The sequence below is a fragment of the Phocaeicola vulgatus ATCC 8482 genome (assembly GCF_000012825.1).
GTDB lineage: Bacteria > Bacteroidota > Bacteroidia > Bacteroidales > Bacteroidaceae > Phocaeicola > Phocaeicola vulgatus.
In genome coordinates this window covers 1,630,284-1,647,385 of sequence record NC_009614.1, presented here as the reverse complement: position 1 = coordinate 1,647,385, position 17,102 = coordinate 1,630,284, and the positions used below count along the sequence as shown (strand labels likewise).

16 protein-coding genes and 1 pseudogene are annotated in these 17,102 nt (G+C 43.1%); 11 read left to right on the top strand and 6 right to left on the bottom strand.

The window, feature by feature from the left end; translation table 11 throughout:
- Positions 1–19: 19 nt before the first annotated feature.
- From tnpB to BVU_RS06180, 5 genes are all read right to left on the bottom strand, one after another.
- Complete coding sequence (tnpB, locus tag BVU_RS06200; protein WP_011964763.1) at positions 20–370, bottom strand: IS66 family insertion sequence element accessory protein TnpB; 351 nt, start codon at positions 368–370, stop codon at positions 20–22.
- Entirely contained in the window at positions 358–762 is a 405-nt protein-coding gene (locus BVU_RS06195) for a hypothetical protein (RefSeq protein WP_011964762.1), read from the bottom strand. The genes tnpB and BVU_RS06195 overlap by 13 nt, the downstream gene beginning before the upstream one ends.
- A 72-nt stretch (positions 763–834) precedes the next feature.
- Positions 835–1,662, bottom strand: a complete 828-nt coding sequence (locus BVU_RS06190) for a hypothetical protein (protein WP_011965096.1) — start codon at positions 1,660–1,662, stop codon at positions 835–837.
- A 44-nt stretch (positions 1,663–1,706) separates the two neighbouring features.
- On the bottom strand, positions 1,707–2,201 hold the full coding sequence (locus tag BVU_RS06185) for a helix-turn-helix domain-containing protein (protein ID WP_005849860.1): 495 nt from the start codon (positions 2,199–2,201) through the stop codon (positions 1,707–1,709).
- An 811-nt stretch (positions 2,202–3,012) separates the two neighbouring features.
- Positions 3,013–3,951: a tyrosine-type recombinase/integrase gene (locus BVU_RS06180; RefSeq protein WP_005843898.1), complete on the bottom strand. Its 939-nt coding sequence runs from the start codon at positions 3,949–3,951 to the stop codon at positions 3,013–3,015.
- A 207-nt stretch (positions 3,952–4,158) separates the two neighbouring features.
- On the opposite strand from BVU_RS06180, the gene BVU_RS06175 reads away from it, so the two are divergent.
- Positions 4,159–5,178, top strand: coding sequence for a L,D-transpeptidase (locus BVU_RS06175; RefSeq protein ID WP_011965095.1), 1,020 nt, complete (start codon positions 4,159–4,161; stop codon positions 5,176–5,178).
- Positions 5,179–5,180: 2 nt separating this feature from the next.
- Positions 5,181–5,978: a murein L,D-transpeptidase catalytic domain family protein gene (locus BVU_RS06170; RefSeq protein WP_080510685.1), complete on the top strand. Its 798-nt coding sequence runs from the start codon at positions 5,181–5,183 to the stop codon at positions 5,976–5,978.
- 23 nt (positions 5,979–6,001) lie between these two features.
- Here BVU_RS06170 and dinD read toward each other — a convergent pair.
- Positions 6,002–6,777, bottom strand: a pseudogene (gene dinD, locus BVU_RS06165) (DNA damage-inducible protein D).
- Between the two features lie 562 nt (positions 6,778–7,339).
- Between dinD and BVU_RS06160 the strand changes: the two are divergent.
- The 9 genes from BVU_RS06160 to BVU_RS06115 all read left to right on the top strand — a co-directional run bounded on the left by BVU_RS06160 (position 7,340) and on the right by BVU_RS06115 (position 17,101).
- Positions 7,340–8,572: a nucleoside recognition domain-containing protein gene (locus tag BVU_RS06160; RefSeq protein WP_011965091.1), complete on the top strand. Its 1,233-nt coding sequence runs from the start codon at positions 7,340–7,342 to the stop codon at positions 8,570–8,572.
- A 44-nt stretch (positions 8,573–8,616) separates the two neighbouring features.
- Positions 8,617–9,033: an rRNA maturation RNase YbeY gene (gene ybeY / locus BVU_RS06155; RefSeq protein ID WP_005843908.1), complete on the top strand. Its 417-nt coding sequence runs from the start codon at positions 8,617–8,619 to the stop codon at positions 9,031–9,033.
- Between the two features lie 226 nt (positions 9,034–9,259).
- Positions 9,260–9,793: a hypothetical protein gene (locus BVU_RS06150; RefSeq protein ID WP_011965090.1), complete on the top strand. Its 534-nt coding sequence runs from the start codon at positions 9,260–9,262 to the stop codon at positions 9,791–9,793.
- A gap of 25 nt (positions 9,794–9,818) precedes the next feature.
- Positions 9,819–11,519: a flotillin family protein gene (locus tag BVU_RS06145; protein WP_005843912.1), complete on the top strand. Its 1,701-nt coding sequence runs from the start codon at positions 9,819–9,821 to the stop codon at positions 11,517–11,519.
- Positions 11,520–11,665: 146 nt separating this feature from the next.
- Complete coding sequence (mnmG, locus tag BVU_RS06140) at positions 11,666–13,537, top strand: tRNA uridine-5-carboxymethylaminomethyl(34) synthesis enzyme MnmG (protein ID WP_005843914.1); 1,872 nt, start codon at positions 11,666–11,668, stop codon at positions 13,535–13,537.
- 59 nt (positions 13,538–13,596) lie between these two features.
- Positions 13,597–14,121: an adenine phosphoribosyltransferase gene (locus BVU_RS06135; protein WP_005843916.1), complete on the top strand. Its 525-nt coding sequence runs from the start codon at positions 13,597–13,599 to the stop codon at positions 14,119–14,121.
- 229 nt (positions 14,122–14,350) lie between these two features.
- Complete coding sequence (gene uvrC, locus BVU_RS06125; RefSeq protein ID WP_011965089.1) at positions 14,351–16,171, top strand: excinuclease ABC subunit UvrC; 1,821 nt, start codon at positions 14,351–14,353, stop codon at positions 16,169–16,171.
- A gap of 157 nt (positions 16,172–16,328) precedes the next feature.
- A complete protein-coding gene (gene dtd, locus BVU_RS06120; protein WP_005843922.1) occupies positions 16,329–16,781 on the top strand; it encodes a D-aminoacyl-tRNA deacylase in 453 nt (150 codons plus the stop codon).
- Positions 16,781–17,101 carry a nucleotide pyrophosphohydrolase gene (locus BVU_RS06115; RefSeq protein ID WP_008666433.1) on the top strand — a complete coding sequence of 107 codons (321 nt, stop codon included), beginning with the start codon at positions 16,781–16,783 and terminating at the stop codon, positions 17,099–17,101. The genes dtd and BVU_RS06115 overlap by 1 nt, the downstream gene beginning before the upstream one ends.
- The last annotated feature ends 1 nt before the right edge of the window (position 17,102 follow it).

Genomic DNA, 17,102 nt, shown 5'->3' with positions numbered 1-17,102 from the left:
TAATATACAGTATATTACATTAAATCCTAAAACGTTTTCGCAACCGTACAGACTTCAATGACACTCCATTTAAGATAAAAGACAAAACCTGATAAGAGATCTCATAATTGCCTGTATGGGGGTTAAATGTCGGCAACTCAAAACTTCCACCTTCCAGACGCTTGTAGTACAGGAGAAAGCCATCACCATCCCAACGCAGTATTTTTACACTCTGCCGGTTTTTGCCAAAGAATAAAAATATATCTCCGGAAATGGGGGACAGCTCCTTCATTTGAGAGCGTATGATTTTGAATAAACCGTCAATGCCAAGGTTCATACGGACAAAGCCCTGGTACAGATAGTAGCGATTGGCTGATGTTAGAGAATACATGGATCCCCCTCCTTTCTTTCGTAATCGCGTAACATTTTAATAATACCCCCGGGAGTGGCCCGTTTGACCGAAATGGTCGTTCCGCTGTTAAAGGTGATTGTGATCCCGGAAAGACTAAACTCTTCTTCCGACAACATGACGGGGGCTATTTGAGTGAACGAAGGAGAGGAAGTTGTCGGTCGGGAGGGTTCAACGCCGCCATAATAATCACGGACCACATCCGCCTTGGCTTGTTTAACGCTATAACCCCGTCTGGACATCCAGGAACTCATACCTCCAAGAGTGGTATGCTGATCACGGCAAACATCGGCTAAAGAACAATTGTAGTCTACTTTCAATACTTCAAGGAAATGTTTCCAGGTTTTTCCAAATCGATTTTCTGCTAAATCCATAATGCCTCATTTTTATATATGGCAAAAATATAAGAATGAAAAAAGGGCGACAAGATAGAATCGCGGAGACGCTTACGCTGTCGCAGCAGAACGAGTATAATTCTTGTCATAACGCAAGAAAGTATATGCTTTTACATCACCTGGAACTTTCGCTACGGTAGGATTTACATGATAATCAGCTACCAAGTCCGGAATCATTGTAGTTGCTTCACCTACAACAGGAGCATCCTTATCATAATTTCCATCTGCATCTACTTTAGCTACTGTCAAGGTTTTATAATTAAGACCAATAGCTTCCATTGCTTCAATACCCTGATAATAGAATGCAGGTTGGAATACTAACGCCTTCAAATCAGCAACCAAAGAGAATGTAGCAGATTTTCCATCTAGTTCAATGACATAGCCAATCACCTCACCAGTTTCTTCATCTTTCACTTCTGTAATAGAACCAACGCTTTGAGGTTTCTCTACACCTGAGATTTTTACATCTCCATAATACAGATAGCCATTGTTCCACTTCAACAAAGTAGGATCAAATGCCGCAGGAGCATCAGTTGTAGGCAGGGGTGCTTCAGAAACGACCTTGTCACCATCTAACAACTGTATCTTACCATCTACAACTTTCAAAGAGTAAGTGGGAAGTTCAGCAGGCATCGGAAGTTGGAAAGTTTCACCGTTACCGCCGGTAACAGTCAACTTACCTGTTGCCGCATCATACTTGACAGCTGTGACATATTTTCCAGCTGCGGCCTGTAATTCAGACAAATCTTTAGTCAGCTTGTCCACTTTCTCGTTCAAGCTGTCGATGTCATCATCATAGTCCTTACAAGATACAAATGTTCCTGTCGAGGTAACCATCAAGGCACCAAACAGGATTGCACTTAAAAACTTTTTGTTCATAATAGAAAAACTTTAAATTTATAAATTTAAAAAACTAAAATTGATTATACATAAATCATTGATTCTAAGAGCGAATTATTCTGTTCTCGAGCTAGAAAGCGCAAAGGAGACATTCCGACTATTTTACTAAAAGAGGCATAAAAAGCACTTCTAGAGGCAAAGCCACATCGCTGTGGGAGTTCTTCTAATGAACATTTCCCAGCATGGAGTAACTCTTTGGCATATTCCACACGGTAAGTATTCAGCAACTCCTTCAAATTGCAGTTGAAATACTTGTTTACCACATTCGACAGGTAAGTTTGGTTGGTGTCTATCATAACGCTAAACTTTTTCAAAGAAAGCTCCGAATCCAAAAAAACTTGCTTTATTTCAAGGTTATACAATATACATTTATATAGGGCACAATCCACCTTTCTCCCTTCAGTCCCCTTATTGGCGAACTGTAGTTCCCACTGGCGTTCAGCAGCCTTAAGAAGCAGGCTTTTCTGCCTATTCGAAGTAGCAGTCCGTCTGTGTCGTCTCAAGAATAGATAGTCCATATTTTTATTTACTTTTAATCTTCGCTTTAACATCTTCACAACCATACATTATTATATGGCGTGTCATCAGTTATACGATAGATCTCTTATTAAGAGATATATAAGAGATATATAACACATTATAAATCAACAAAATACATTCACACAAGAATACTTTGAAAGACTAAATCATGTATTCAGAAAACGTTTTTTTTGAATCAATTATTAAATTTCCTTGCTAAATTGTTCTAATTCTCAAAACTTTGCTTAAATTTGCGACAAAATATATATCTCTTAATAAGAGATATATAATATTCCAACTTAGTATTTTTTCTATAAAGTTCTTGTAATAAGAGGATTATCTCCAAAATCAAAGAATAAAACCCAAGTAAACTTTGCCTTTTCTTTTATTCAAGTTTGTCTATTAAAAAATAGTTGTATCAGCTATAATTCACATAAAAAAACAAACCTATGACAATTGTCATATTACGGAAAAATATTGAATATTTGGAAGCTGATATTTTTTTCATAACAAATAGGTGGACAAAAACAGCATAATGGTTTATGGCAATTGTTTCAAAATCTATCTGTAATCCGATTCTCCTTTACTATAAGGTATCTTCTGACAAAAGATAACAATAAAGAGATCATAGGCTGTGCCGACCTTGCAACAAACATATTCAACTCAGCCACATCAGAAAGTGCTATCATCTTTAGAGAGAACAAACACACATTTATAAAAAAATACTAGACACACTGATCCCGTCAAATGGAGGATACCTTGTGATATGATATCCTCTTTTTGACAAGAAACAATATCTTTACCCTATTATCACAAGAATTCCCTCAGCACCACCATATTCGCTTTGTCTATCACGGTGGTATCCAATGCTGCCAGATAAATCAAAGTCGTTTTTTCCGAATCATGTCCCATCCCTTCACTTATCACAGAAAGAGGAATATGTTTGCCTCTGGCAACACTGGCCCATGAATGGCGCGCCACATACATAGTCAAAGGATGAACAAGCCCCAACTTTTTCCCTATTTCTTTTAGCCTTCTGTTCACCAAGCAAATTGAATTTTTATATTGCAATCTTTCATCTTTCCTGATATGAATTATAATAGGAAGAAGATAAGTCGAATAGTTTCCGGGATATTTATCCACTATATCCTGCATGCATTTCTCCCATCTGATGGAAAGCAACTGACCGGTTTTCTTTCTTCTATAAGTCAGCATACCATTATTTAAATCTGTTTTTTTAAGAAAAGCCATGTCCACAAATGACATTCCCCGGGTATAAAAGCTGAACATAAACATATCACGCGCAAACTCCATTGACTGAGAGTGACTTAAATCCATCTCCTTCAGTTGTCTGATTACTTTAAAAGAAATGGCCCGCTTCACCGTTTTTTCCACTCCCGTATAGACGTGCTTAAAAGGAAAACGCTGTCTGATCACCCCTTTATCTACTGCACGATTATACGTTGCACGCAAAATACGCATATAAAAAGAAACGGTGTTCATACTTGCTCCCTGCGCCTTTAAATAAGTTTCATACCCCATCATCAACTCGGCATCCATATTGCTCAACAGAACATCCTTGCCATCCATAAATTTCATAAAACTGTTCAGTGTAGCTCTATACGTCTCACTGGTACGCAATTTTCCCGATTGTCTCAGACTGGCAATATTCACTTGCATAAAGGAAGACAGTGTCTTCTTACCTGAAAAGGATAATCTTTTACTTCTTACTCTAGTTGATTCCACCATAATACTTGTTTTTAAGTTGATTCTTTTTTTCTGTAAAAACCTCAAGCCAAGATAAACGATTATTCCCAGCGGTCCTTTATAAGGTATGCAATAGGGGAGATTGTTCAAAGAAACAGGAATTTTTCACTGCATTTAAAAACAAAAACGCATGTTTATTCCTTTTAAAGAATTATATTTGTAGAAGAAAGCCACAAACCTGTGTCTATGATGAAAAGAATAGAATTCATATATTTATTGACCGGTTTCTGTACAATCTGCTCGTGTACCTCGAAAGCAAATAGCGAAATTAAGGAAGTGATAACAGAGGTACACAATACTGTGACAGAAGCCATCACCGAGATTGTAGAAAAAGATATCAAACCCGAAGACATCAGGCTTGACAAGGAACTGCTGTATGATAAACATACTTTGAAGGATACCTATCCTTATAAAGGCACCACCCGCCATTTCCAATGGGAGAAAATAAAGGAGCGGCTGGCATTGTTGGAGAATATTCGAAAAAAGCCGGCACAATGGTGCATCTTACAGAATTATAAAAACCGGAACGGAGAAGCGCCTTTAGTGAAAAGTTTTAAAAGGGATGCATACAAACGGATAGCCGACACATTGGGAGTGGAACGCTATCAGGGAATTCCTCTTTTCCTAACAGATGACACCCTTACTGCCGAACGCTACGGACTGGATGGACTTCTTACCCGTCACCTAGGTGAGGAAGGAAAGTTCACCAAAGTAGAACCTGTCTTTATAGGTGGCGAATGGTATGCTCCGACAAAATATATAAAACTGATTCCCGACAGCGTAGTGTTCAACAAAGCTATTTTTATAGACCGCCATAATCAGAATATAACTACTTTGGAACGGAAAGAAAAGGGCTACTGGCTGATACGTAGCATGAATCCTGCTACAACAGGACAACATCGTCCTCCATACGCCCAAGAAACTCCATTGGGTATGTTCGTTCTGCAAGAGAAAAAGACCAAGATGATTTTTCTAAAAGACGGTTCTGCCGCTACCGGTGGTTTTGCACCTTACGCCAGCCGTTTCAATAATGGTGGTTATATTCACGGAGTACCCACCAATGCACCGGCAACAGGGATCATAGAATACAGTTATACGTTGGGTACCATCCCCCGCTCACATATGTGTGTAAGAAATGCCACCTCTCATGCCAAGTTTATTTTCGAATGGGCACCTGTTAATGAGACGATTATATTTGTTTTGGAATAGAAATGTGCGTAACTTTGCACCCGTTATCCAGTTTTTCCATACGTATGCAGAAAGCTTTTTTACTCCTGTTCCTATTCCTCTTTCCGTCGAGCAATGTATCGACCCGGACGGCTACACCCGAAAAGAAAGTTGCTACATCTGTCCCTGCACCTCAAAAAATGGACGGCGAACAATTATTCGAAGATATGCAATTGGGAGGGGTGGTCAATTTCCTGGCATTCCGACAGGCTGTGGCAGGATACAACTTGATTAAACAAAAAAGCAAATCCATACTGACATTGATTGATTTCACCAAACCCTCTACCGAAAAACGTTTGTTTGTCTTTGACATGGAACAGAAAAAGATGCTATACTCATCAGTGGTCTCTCATGGGAAAAACAGCGGCGAGAACTATGCTACCTCTTTCTCCAACGAAGTCGGCTCTTATAAAAGTTCCCTCGGCTTCTATCTTACCGGAAACACTTATCAAGGCAGAAACGGATACTCCCTTTTATTAGACGGGCTGGAAAAAGGAATCAATGACCGGGCCCGTGAACGTGCCATCGTAGTTCATGGCGCCGCATACGCCAACCCTTCCGTCTGCAAATCAGGCAGACTGGGACGAAGCTTCGGTTGTCCGGCTTTACCACAGGCACTGACCAAACCTATTATCAATACGATAAAAGGGGGAAGCGTACTCTTTATCTATGCCAATAATAAAGAGTATATGGCTAAAAGCTCTATTTTGCCTAACCAGACATCACAAGAATTATTTACTGAAGCATGTGAAAGTGAACAAACCGTTTCAGTTCATTTATAGTTTCTCCTCAAGCGGTTCCTTCATTATTTCTTAGTTATTTTCTTTTCTTCTGATTTCAAACGGCGTTCCACTTTCTTTAAATCTTCGCCTGCTGACAATTGTTCCGGATAGATTCCTCGGCTTACCATCATATTCCGAACAGCCGTATTATTCTCAATATGTTCTTTTTCAATTGATGACTGTCCATAAAGATCTTTTTGTTGTACGTTAATAGAAGCCATCTCGGCAGCAAAATCTTTTGCCTTAATGCTGATGGTTGGTAAGAAATCGGCCAGCAGACGACTGTCGGGCGCACCAAGTTTACGTTTTAGCAACGCTGTGTCAAGACGAAACAAGGCTTTATCTCCTTTTGAACGGATAATGGCAAAACCTTTACTATCTACTCCGCGTTCATAAAGAACACCCGATAACAGCTTTTCCGTTTCAGCCAATTCAGTCCGTGCTTGAACCCGCTCATAATCCAACAGACGTTGTTCCACCAATTCTGCACGCCTTGTCTGAACAGCAAAGTAGTTTTGAGCAAAAGCTATAGTCGGTTTACGCGCATCACCGTTTTGAGCAGTCAAATAACAGGCATAACGGGTAAGATAGATATCATCTATCTCTCTTTCTACACCAGACCCCACAGAAACCATTTTGCTGACATCAGCAAAATGGTAGGCCACATATTCACCTGCATTCGTGCAGCAGCTTTCGCTTTATTGATGATGGTCTCAAAGTTTCTCCACTGGGTATAACCCAATAAGGAATACAACTCGCGTACACTCCAACACTTTACTCCATGATAATCACAAACGATACTTTCAAACTGCTTGAACTAATCTTTTATTTCCTCGGTTTTCATCATATATTCCCCCCTGATTACTTGTTATTACGTCAATGCCCTCCTTCTACTACAGAATTCACACTGCATATTTGCACAAATATAACCTTTTATTATCAGATCCGACCAACAAAACTCTTTTTCCTAACTATTTCGATTCTTATATTATCCGTTTCTTCTAGAACAGACTTATTCCAAGAGTTATTTTACATTTCATTAGTATCCATTTCAAAGCATATTTAAATCCATAAAAAACATTTTTCTTTATATACCCGACAAATAGCAAACTACCAAACGTCTTTTTTACTCTTTTTGATATTCTTTAAACTCGCGAGAATCGCTTAAACGCTTCCTTCTCGTCCCGTTCATCGAAATAATCAAATGAGAGAGTAGTTTGCCCTTAAAATCATTTCATACTATTTTGCTATCGTGTTCAAACAAAGATTGGAAATAAAAATAAGAGAATTGAATCTTTTCTAATTCAAAAACGAATAATTTGACTACTTTTGTCCGAGTTATTACTAATAAAACTAGCGATATGGTTTTGAACTACATTTGGATAGCCTTTTTTCTGATAGCCTTCGTGACAGCGTTGATGCGACTCGTTTTCCTAGGCGACACACAAGTGTTTCCCGAAATTATCAACTCTACTTTCAATTCCTCCAAAACCGCTTTTGAGATTTCATTGGGACTGACCGGTGTCCTTTCTCTTTGGCTGGGTATCATGAGAATAGGTGAACAGGGCGGAGTCATCACTCTGTTTTCCCGATTGCTGGGACCTCTGTTCAGCAAACTTTTTCCCGATATTCCCAAAGGACATCCAGTAACAGGCAGTATCTTTATGAACCTGGCGGCCAATATGCTGGGGCTGGATAATGCCGCCACTCCCTTAGGACTGAAAGCAATGGAGGGCCTGCAAGAATTGAACCCCAAGAAAGATACTGCCAGCAATCCCATGATCATGTTTCTGGTACTGAATACATCAGGGCTTACACTGATTCCTATCAGCATCATGGTATATCGTGCACAGCTGGGAGCAACCCAACCTACAGATATATTTGTACCCATCCTGCTGGCAACCTTCTTCTCCACTTTGGCAGGCATTGTAGCAGTAAGTATTTATCAGAAAATCAATCTGTTTAACCGCACTATCCTCCTCTTTTTAGGAGGAATGAGTTTGCTGGTAGCAGGAATTATTTATTTCTTCAATACCTTGTCACGAGATCAGATAGATATTTACTCCACTACCTTTGCCAATGTCTTTCTATTTCTTATCATCATCGGCTTTATTGTGGCAGGGTTCAGAAAAAGAATCAATGTCTACGACTCCTTTGTCGAAGGGGCCAAAGAAGGATTCAGCACCGCCGTGCGCATCATTCCTTATCTGGTAGCCATACTGGTAGGTATCGGAGTCTTCCGTGCATCGGGTGCGATGGACTATTTGATTGACGGTATCGGCAACGCCGTAAAGCTATGCGGTATCGACAGTGATTTCGTAGGAGCGCTCCCTACGGCGCTGATGAAACCTTTGAGCGGAAGCGGGGCACGAGGGTTGATGGTAGATGCCATGACCACATACGGTCCCGATTCCTTTGTAGGCAGACTGTCCTGTATCTTCCAAGGCTCCACAGACACCACCTTTTATATTCTGGCGGTATATTTCGGCAGCGTAGGAATAGTGAGGACACGCCACGCCGTTCCTTGCGGACTGCTAGCCGATGCGGCAGGGGTCATTGCAGCTATTCTTATCTGTTATCTTTTCTTCGGCTGAAATACTTTCCTTATCTTTGTACATTATAAAAAAATAATCAGCCTATGATAAGTTATCAAACCGAAGGGGTAAAAATGCCCGATATCAAAAAGAAAGAAACCACCGGATGGATTAAAGAAGTAGCCGCCTGCTATGGAAAAAGAGTGGGAGAAATCGCTTACATCTTCTGTTCGGACGATAAAATTCTGGAAGTGAACCGACAGTATCTGCAACATGATTATTACACGGATATCATCACTTTCGACTATTGTGAAGGCGACCGTATTTCCGGCGACTTATTCATCAGCTTGGATACTGTCCGCAGCAATGCAGAACAATTTGAGCAACCCTACGACCGCGAGCTTCACCGGGTGATTATTCATGGTATCCTGCACTTGTGCGGCATCAACGACAAAGGCCCCGGTGAACGGGAGATTATGGAAGCCGCCGAAAACAAAGCGCTGGCATTGATTTCCCTATAACAGGACATACAAGGCGGAACAACCTATAAAAGCTACGGGCATAGTTCGCAGGAATGATTGCCCGTAACCTTTTAAAGACATGCCCATAATTAGGAAAACTTTCCGCCGAACGGATAAAAAACATCGAAAGCTGTACATGCACAGCTACATTTCTTCCCTTATCTTCTTGCTTTTTCGGATTAATTGCTTTATTTTGTGAATTGAAAAACAGATAAACACAAAATATATGGAAGCTAACGTATATTTTTTCGCTGCATTAGTAAGTACGGGAATCTTTCTTCTGCAATTCATCTTATCCATCTTTTTCGGCAGTATGGACACCGACATAGACGTTAATGCCGATGGCAACGCCGATATAGACATGAGCAGCGTACTCTCCTTCAAAGGACTGATTCATTTCTGCATGGGTTTCGGTTGGTTCATGTATTTATGCCAGCCTCCCTACATTGTCTTACATTACCTGGGCGCCGTGATAAGCGGCAGCTTTTTTGTCTTCGTCCTGGCTTGGATTTATAAACTCTGCTATAAGCTGAAACAAGAAAACAAGCCCGAACAGGGAGAAGAATTAATAGGCAGGAAATGCGAAATATATACCTGCTGCCAAGAACAAGAACAGGCAGGAACAGACTATGTGGTCTATATCGCCATCAATGGCGCACAAAGAGAACTTACCGTGCGGAGCATACAGGGTAAAAGCTACCGGGAAGGCGATATCCTCACACTGAAGAATTACAAGGAAGGAATCTATTATATTGATTAAATAAACCCTAAAAACGCAATCATTTATGGATGAGCAGATTCTCATTTATGCAGCTATTCTGGTAGCTGTCATCGTCCTGACCATCGTCGGGATTTTAAGTCGTTACCGCAAGTGCAAGAGCGACGAGGTATTGGTAGTATATGGTAAGACCGGCGACAAGAAATCGGCTAAACTGTATCACGGAGGAGCCGCTTTTGTATGGCCCATTATCCAGGGATACTCTTTCCTGAACATGAAACCCATGCAGATTGACTGCAAACTGACTGGTGCCATTTCCAAACAAAACATCCGCGTAGATGTGCCCACTACCATCACTGTGGCCGTAAGCACAGAGCCCGAAGTTATGCAGAATGCAGCCGAACGCTTACTGGGACTGAATATCGAAGCACAACAGGAACTGATTAAAGACGTTGTTTACGGACAAATGCGTCTGGTCATTGCCGACATGACCATCGAACAACTGAACAGTGATCGTGATACATTCCTTGAGAACTGCCGCAAGAACATCGACTCCGAATTGAAGAAATTCGGTCTTTACCTAATGAACATCAACATCAGCGATATCCGCGATGAAGCCGATTATATCGTCAATCTGGGAAAAGAAGCCGAAGCGAAAGCCAAGAACGAAGCCTTGGCTAACATTGAAGAACAACAGAAACTGGGTGCCATCAAGATTGCGGAACAACAAAAAGAACGTGCCACCAAAGTAGCGGAAACCAACCGCGACAAGAACACTCAACTGGCCGATACGCAACGTGACGAGGAAATTAAAGTAGCCATAGCCGACAAGGAACGTGAATCGAAAGTAGCAGAAGAAAATGCCGAAAAAGAATCACGTATCGCCAAAGCCAGTGCCTCTATGGAGGTGAACAAGGAACAGGCGCGTACCGAACAGGAAAGCCGTACGGCAGAGCTCCAATCCGATATGGAAATAAAGCAGGCGGAAGCACAAAAGAAATCGGCCATCGGGCAAAATAACGCTGCCAAAGAGGTTGCCGAAAGTAATGCGGAACTGGAAGTTACCAAGGCGGAAGCCTCTAGAAAAGCCGGTGAAGCACAAGCCCGGACACAAGCTGCCGTCCTCACCGCACAGGAAAACGCACAGCGTGAAATAGAAGAAGCGAAAGCCCGCAAAGTAGAACAGGCCTTGAAAGCGGATAAGATTGTTCCTGCCGAAATAGCCAAACAGCAGGCCATCTTGGATGCGGACGCATTGGCCGAGCAAATAAAACGTAAGGCAAATGCAGAAGCGGAAGCTATCCTGGCCAAAGCACAGGCGGAAGCCAAGGCCATCCAGATGAAACTGGAAGCAGAAGCGGAAGGCAAGAAGAAGTCCTTGCTGGCCGAAGCGGAAGGTTTCGAGGCCATGGTGAAGGCTGCCGAGCGCAATCCCGAAATCGCCATCCAATACAAGATGGTTGACCAATGGAAGGAAATCGCTTCGGAACAGGTTAAGGCATTTGAACATATCCAACTGGGAAATGTTACTGTATTTGACGGTGGCAACGGCACAACGTCCAATTTCTTGCAGAATGTGGTCAGCAAAGTGGCTCCCGCACTGGGTATTCTAGACAAGCTTCCCATTCATGATACCTATCAGAACATTGTCAATCCTTCCTCGAAAGGAAATGCACAGAATAAACCGGAGAAAGAGGATTTTGAACCGGTAGACAAGGACGGAAAGAAACGCCCGACCGACACCCCTCCTGCTCCGGACAAGAAATAACAGGAAATAGTTTACTTTAAGAATAGCGTTTGTATGATGTGGCGGCAGAAACAGATTTCTGCCGCCACACATTCTTTTTAACCGTATTATCACCGCTTTACAGAGTAAAATTCGTAATTTTGCAATCGGTAAAAAGAAATAAATCAATGGATTTTAAGTACGACGTTATTGTAATAGGCGCCGGACACGCAGGCTGTGAAGCAGCCGCGGCCGCAGCCAACATGGGTTCGAAGACCTGCCTGATTACCATGGATATGAACAAAATCGGGCAAATGAGTTGTAACCCTGCCGTAGGTGGCATCGCCAAGGGACAAATCGTAAGAGAGATAGACGCATTAGGTGGCTACATGGGACTGGTTACAGACCGTACAGCCATACAGTTCCGTATGCTCAACCGCTCCAAAGGTCCCGCTATGTGGAGCCCCCGCGCCCAATGTGACCGCGGCAAGTTTATCTGGGCATGGCGCGAGATTCTGGAGAATACTCCCAATCTGCACATTTGGCAAGATACCGTAGAAGAACTAATCGTGGAAAACGGCGAAGCGACTGGAGTCATGACTTGCTGGGGAGTGACTTTCCATGCTAAATGTATCGTGCTCACCGCAGGAACCTTCCTGAACGGGCTGATGCACATCGGGCATAAACAACTGGCAGGAGGACGCATGGCCGAACCTGCCTCCTACCATCTGACCGAATCAATCACCCGCCACGGAATCACCGCCGGACGCATGAAGACCGGTACGCCTGTCCGCATAGACGGGCGCAGCGTACACTACGACCTGATGGAAACACAGGACGGAGAAAACGACTTCCATCGCTTTTCGTTCATGAGCGAACCGCGCAAACTGAAACAACTGCAATGCTGGACCTGCTTTACCAACGAAGAGGTACACGAGATACTACGGAAAGGTCTGCCCGACTCTCCCCTTTTCAACGGACAAATCCAAAGCATCGGACCGCGTTATTGTCCCAGTATAGAAACCAAAATCGTAACCTTCCCCGACAAGCCGCAACATCAGCTTTTCCTGGAACCCGAAGGAGAAACCACACAGGAACTTTACCTGAACGGGTTCTCTTCTTCACTGCCCATGGACATACAGTTGGCGGCATTAAAGAAAGTACCCGCATTTAAGGACTTGGTAGTCTATCGTCCGGGATACGCCATCGAATATGATTACTTCGACCCCACCCAACTGAAACATACGTTGGAATCGAAAATAATCAAGAACCTGTTCCTTGCCGGACAAGTAAACGGAACTACCGGTTACGAAGAAGCAGGCGGACAGGGAATCATTGCCGGCATCAACGCACACATCAATTGCCACGGTGGCGAACCGTTCACACTGGGACGGGACGAGGCCTACATCGGTGTCTTGATTGACGATCTGGTTACAAAAGGTGTGGACGAACCTTATCGTATGTTCACCTCCCGTGCCGAATACCGCATCCTGCTCCGACAAGACGATGCAGATATGCGCCTTACCGAACGCGCCTACAAGCTGGGACTGGTAAAACAAGACCGTTACGAACATCTTTGCAGCAAACGGGAAGCCGTGAACCAAATCATCGACTTTGCCAAAACCTTCTCCATCAAAGCCGCATTAATCAATGATGCTTTGGAAAGTTTGGGTACTGCCCGTCTGACACACGGCTGCAAACTAATCGACCTGCTGAACCGTCCGCAGATTACCATCGAAAATATAGCCGGCCACATTCCGGCTTTCAAAGCCATGCTGGACCAAATTACCGACCGTAAAGAAGAAGTGATTGAAGCTGCCGAAGTGCTGATCAAATACCAGGGATACATTGACCGCGAACGAATGATCGCCGACAAGATACATCGTCTGGAAGCCATCCGCATCAAAGGCAAGTTCGATTACAACTCATTGAATTCGCTCTCTACCGAAGCCCGGCAGAAACTGATGAAGATAGATCCCGAAACTTTGGCCCAAGCCAGCCGCATACCGGGTATCTCTCCTAGCGACATCAATGTCTTACTAGTCCTGCTGGGACGGTGAAACAAGGTATGTTTCACGTGAAACAAGTAATTTAATAGACTAACAATAAAATACTGGTTATGAGCAAAGAAACGCTTAAAGCAAACTTAAGAGAAATTCCAGATTTCCCCATTCCGGGAATTCTGTTTTACGATGTGACAACCCTGTTCAAAAACCCCGAATGCTTGCAGGAAATACTAGATACTCTATACGAGATGTACAAGGACAAAGGCATCACCAAAGTAGTAGGTATTGAATCGCGTGGCTTCATTATGGGTGGTGCGCTGGCGGCACGGTTAGGTGCCGGATTCGTGATGGCACGCAAGCCGGGCAAACTTCCCGCAGAAGTAGTAGAGGAAACATACGCAAAAGAGTATGGAACCGACACCATTCAGATACATAAAGACGCCATCGATGAGAACGACGTGGTTCTGCTGCACGATGATTTATTGGCTACCGGCGGAACCATGGCGGCCACTCATCGCTTGGTACAAAGATGTGGCGCCAAAAAGATTTTCATCAATTTCATTATCGAACTGGGAGGTCTGAACGGCAGAAAGGCATTCCCCGAAGATATCACGGTGGATACACTGCTTACTTTATAGTGTCACACAACATGTCCATCAAAACGGGCCCCATCATCGTTCACAATAAAAAGAGATCTATGGAATGAGATGGACGATGAAACCGAAAGATATATATCTTCAGGCTGTAAGATATATAATGTTACAGCTTGAAGATATATAATGTTACAACCGAAAGATATAGGATGTTGCGGCTGCAACATCAACTCAAGAAACAGTTCTGCCAACCGGCAATATTCAATAAGCATGTATGGAAAAAGAAGAGATTACAACCAATGATTATCTGAAAGGAATTGTACTAAACCTGCCCGACAGCCCCGGCATTTACCAATACTTGAACTCCGAAGGAACCATTATCTACGTTGGAAAGGCAAAAAACCTGAAGCGCAGAGTCTCTTCTTATTTTAATAGAGAACACCCCAACGGCAAGACACGATTGCTGGTCAGCAAAATTGCAGATATCCGTTATATCGTGGTAAAAACAGAAGAAGACGCCCTTTTACTCGAAAACAACCTGATAAAGAAATACAAGCCACGTTACAATGTATTGCTGAAAGATGACAAGACTTACCCCTCTATTTGTGTAAGCAACGAATATTTCCCACGTATTTTCAAAACCCGGCAAGTCATCCGCAACGGATCCTCTTATTATGGTCCGTACAGTCACATGCCCTCCATGCTTGCCGTGATGGACTTGATCAAAAAGCTCTACCCCATCCGTACCTGCAAACTCAATCTAAGTCCCGAAAACATTCGCGCCGGCAAGTTCAACGTATGTCTGGAATATCACATAAAGAACTGCAAAGGGCCCTGCATCGGGCAGCAGTCACACGAAGAATACATGAAGAATATCGGTGAAATCAAAAATATTCTGAAAGGAGATACCCAGATTGTAAGTGACCTGCTGATGGAAGAGATGCAAGCGCTTGCTGCCGAAATGAAATTTGAGGAAGCACAGAAAATAAAAGAGAAATATGACTTGATAGAAAACTATCGTTCCAAGAGCGAAGTCGTTAATTCCATCATTCATAATGTGGATGTGTTCTCCATTGAAATGGAAGAAAATTCAGCCTATATCAACTATCTGCATATCACAAACGGATGCATCAACCAAGCCTTCACCTTCGAATACAAGAAACGTCTGAACGAAACGAAAGAAGAACTTCTACAATTGGGCATTATTGAGATGCGTGAACGATATAAGAGCACTTCCCGCGAAATCATCGTACCTTTTGAACTGGATATGGAGATGAACAATGTATCCTTTACCGTTCCCCAACGAGGAGAAAAGAAGCATTTGCTGGATCTTTCCGTAATGAACGTGAAACAGTATAAAGTGGACCGCTTGAAACAGGCGGAAAAGTTGAATCCTGAACAAAGAAGCGTCCGTCTGATGAAAGAAATCCAGGAGCAGCTGCACATGAAAAAACTACCGAACCACATCGAATGTTTCGATAATTCCAATATTCAAGGCTCGGACGCGGTGGCCGCCTGCGTCGTTTTCAAAAAGGCGAAACCAAGCAAGAAGGAGTACCGGAAATACATCATCAAGACAGTGACCGGACCCGACGATTACGCCTCGATGAAAGAGGTGGTACGCCGCCGGTATAGCCGTGCCATAGAGGAAGGTTCCCCCCTGCCCGACCTCATCATTACCGACGGTGGAAAGGGGCAAATGGAAGTGGTGAGAGAAGTGATAGAGGACGAACTTCATCTGGATATCCCCATAGCCGGACTGGCCAAAGACCGCAAGCACCGCACCTCGGAATTGTTATACGGATTCCCTCCGCTGACCATCGGTGTGAAGCAAAGCACTCCCTTGTTCCATCTGTTGGAAAACATACAGAACGAGGTACACCGCTTCGCCATCACCTTCCACCGGGACAAACGAAGCAAGAGTCAGGTGGCGTCCGCCTTGGACAATATCAAGGGAATAGGCGAAAAAAGAAAGACCGCCCTGCTGAAAACATTCAAAAGCGTCAGCCGCATCAGGCAAGCCTCACTGGAAGAGATTGCAGCCGTGGTAGGTGAAGCAGCCGCTAAAAATATCAAAGAAAATCTCACAGAATAAAAGGGATTTCCTACCTTTGCATACATCTACTACAGGGACATGCTCTGCCTCGTATCAGTCCAGGCAAGAAGCCGGCAACATATTGTCCATTGTAGAAGCGGAGACATTACCGATAAACAACTAGAATTTTTCTAACAAGAAATTAAAGAATATAAATATGAGAGTAGTTATTCAACGAGTAAGCCACGCCTCTGTTACCATAGAAGGCGTATGCAAATCGGCGATAAAAGAAGGATTCATGATATTGGTTGGCATTGAAGAAGCTGATACACAAGAAGATGCCGACTGGTTATGCAAAAAAATAATAGGACTGAGAGTCTTTGACGATGAAAATGGAGTCATGAATAAATCTATCCTAGAGGTAGGAGGCAACATATTGGTGATCAGCCAATTCACACTACACGCATCTACAAAAAAAGGCAACCGTCCCTCCTATATCCGTGCTGCAAAGCATGATGTAGCCATCCCCCTCTACAATTATTTCTGCCAAGAACTGAGCATCGGTCTGGGCAAAGAAGTAGGAACCGGAGAATTCGGAGCAGACATGAAAGTTGAACTTCTGAACAACGGTCCTGTTACTATATGTATGGACACCAAAAACAAGGAATAATGACACTGGAAGAAGCACAAAAAGAAGTGGACCGCTGGATTAAAACGTATGGTGTACGTTACTTCAGCGAACTGACCAATATGGCCGTTCTGACCGAGGAAGTAGGCGAACTGGCACGTGTGATGGCACGCAAATACGGAGATCAGTCTTTCAAGCAAGGAGAGAAAGACAACCTTGCCGATGAAATGGCAGATGTACTGTGGGTCCTTATCTGTCTGGCCAACCAGACCGGAGTAAACCTGACCGAAGCCTTCCGTCAAAACTTGGAGAAGAAAACAAATAGAGATAAAGACAGACATAAAAACAATCCCAAATTATAAA

Bases quoted from the DNA above. Each gene is read 5' to 3' on its own strand.
- BVU_RS06195 (WP_011964762.1), bottom strand. From the start codon at position 762: ATGGATTTAGCAGAAAATCGATTTGGAAAAACCTGGAAACATTTCCTT.
- BVU_RS06180 (WP_005843898.1), bottom strand. From the start codon at position 3,951: ATGGTGGAATCAACTAGAGTAAGAAGTAAAAGATTATCCTTTTCAGGT.
- BVU_RS06150 (WP_011965090.1), top strand. From the start codon at position 9,260: ATGGAAGCTAACGTATATTTTTTCGCTGCATTAGTAAGTACGGGAATC.
- dtd (WP_005843922.1), top strand. From the start codon at position 16,329: ATGAGAGTAGTTATTCAACGAGTAAGCCACGCCTCTGTTACCATAGAA.
- ybeY (WP_005843908.1), top strand. From the start codon at position 8,617: ATGATAAGTTATCAAACCGAAGGGGTAAAAATGCCCGATATCAAAAAG.
- BVU_RS06170 (WP_080510685.1), top strand. From the start codon at position 5,181: ATGTGCGTAACTTTGCACCCGTTATCCAGTTTTTCCATACGTATGCAG.
- BVU_RS06185 (WP_005849860.1), bottom strand. From the start codon at position 2,201: ATGGACTATCTATTCTTGAGACGACACAGACGGACTGCTACTTCGAAT.
- mnmG (WP_005843914.1), top strand. From the start codon at position 11,666: ATGGATTTTAAGTACGACGTTATTGTAATAGGCGCCGGACACGCAGGC.
- uvrC (WP_011965089.1), top strand. From the start codon at position 14,351: ATGGAAAAAGAAGAGATTACAACCAATGATTATCTGAAAGGAATTGTA.
- BVU_RS06190 (WP_011965096.1), bottom strand. From the start codon at position 1,662: ATGAACAAAAAGTTTTTAAGTGCAATCCTGTTTGGTGCCTTGATGGTT.
- BVU_RS06175 (WP_011965095.1), top strand. From the start codon at position 4,159: ATGAAAAGAATAGAATTCATATATTTATTGACCGGTTTCTGTACAATC.
- BVU_RS06160 (WP_011965091.1), top strand. From the start codon at position 7,340: ATGGTTTTGAACTACATTTGGATAGCCTTTTTTCTGATAGCCTTCGTG.
- BVU_RS06115 (WP_008666433.1), top strand. From the start codon at position 16,781: ATGACACTGGAAGAAGCACAAAAAGAAGTGGACCGCTGGATTAAAACG.
- tnpB (WP_011964763.1), bottom strand. From the start codon at position 370: ATGTATTCTCTAACATCAGCCAATCGCTACTATCTGTACCAGGGCTTT.
- BVU_RS06135 (WP_005843916.1), top strand. From the start codon at position 13,597: ATGAGCAAAGAAACGCTTAAAGCAAACTTAAGAGAAATTCCAGATTTC.
- BVU_RS06145 (WP_005843912.1), top strand. From the start codon at position 9,819: ATGGATGAGCAGATTCTCATTTATGCAGCTATTCTGGTAGCTGTCATC.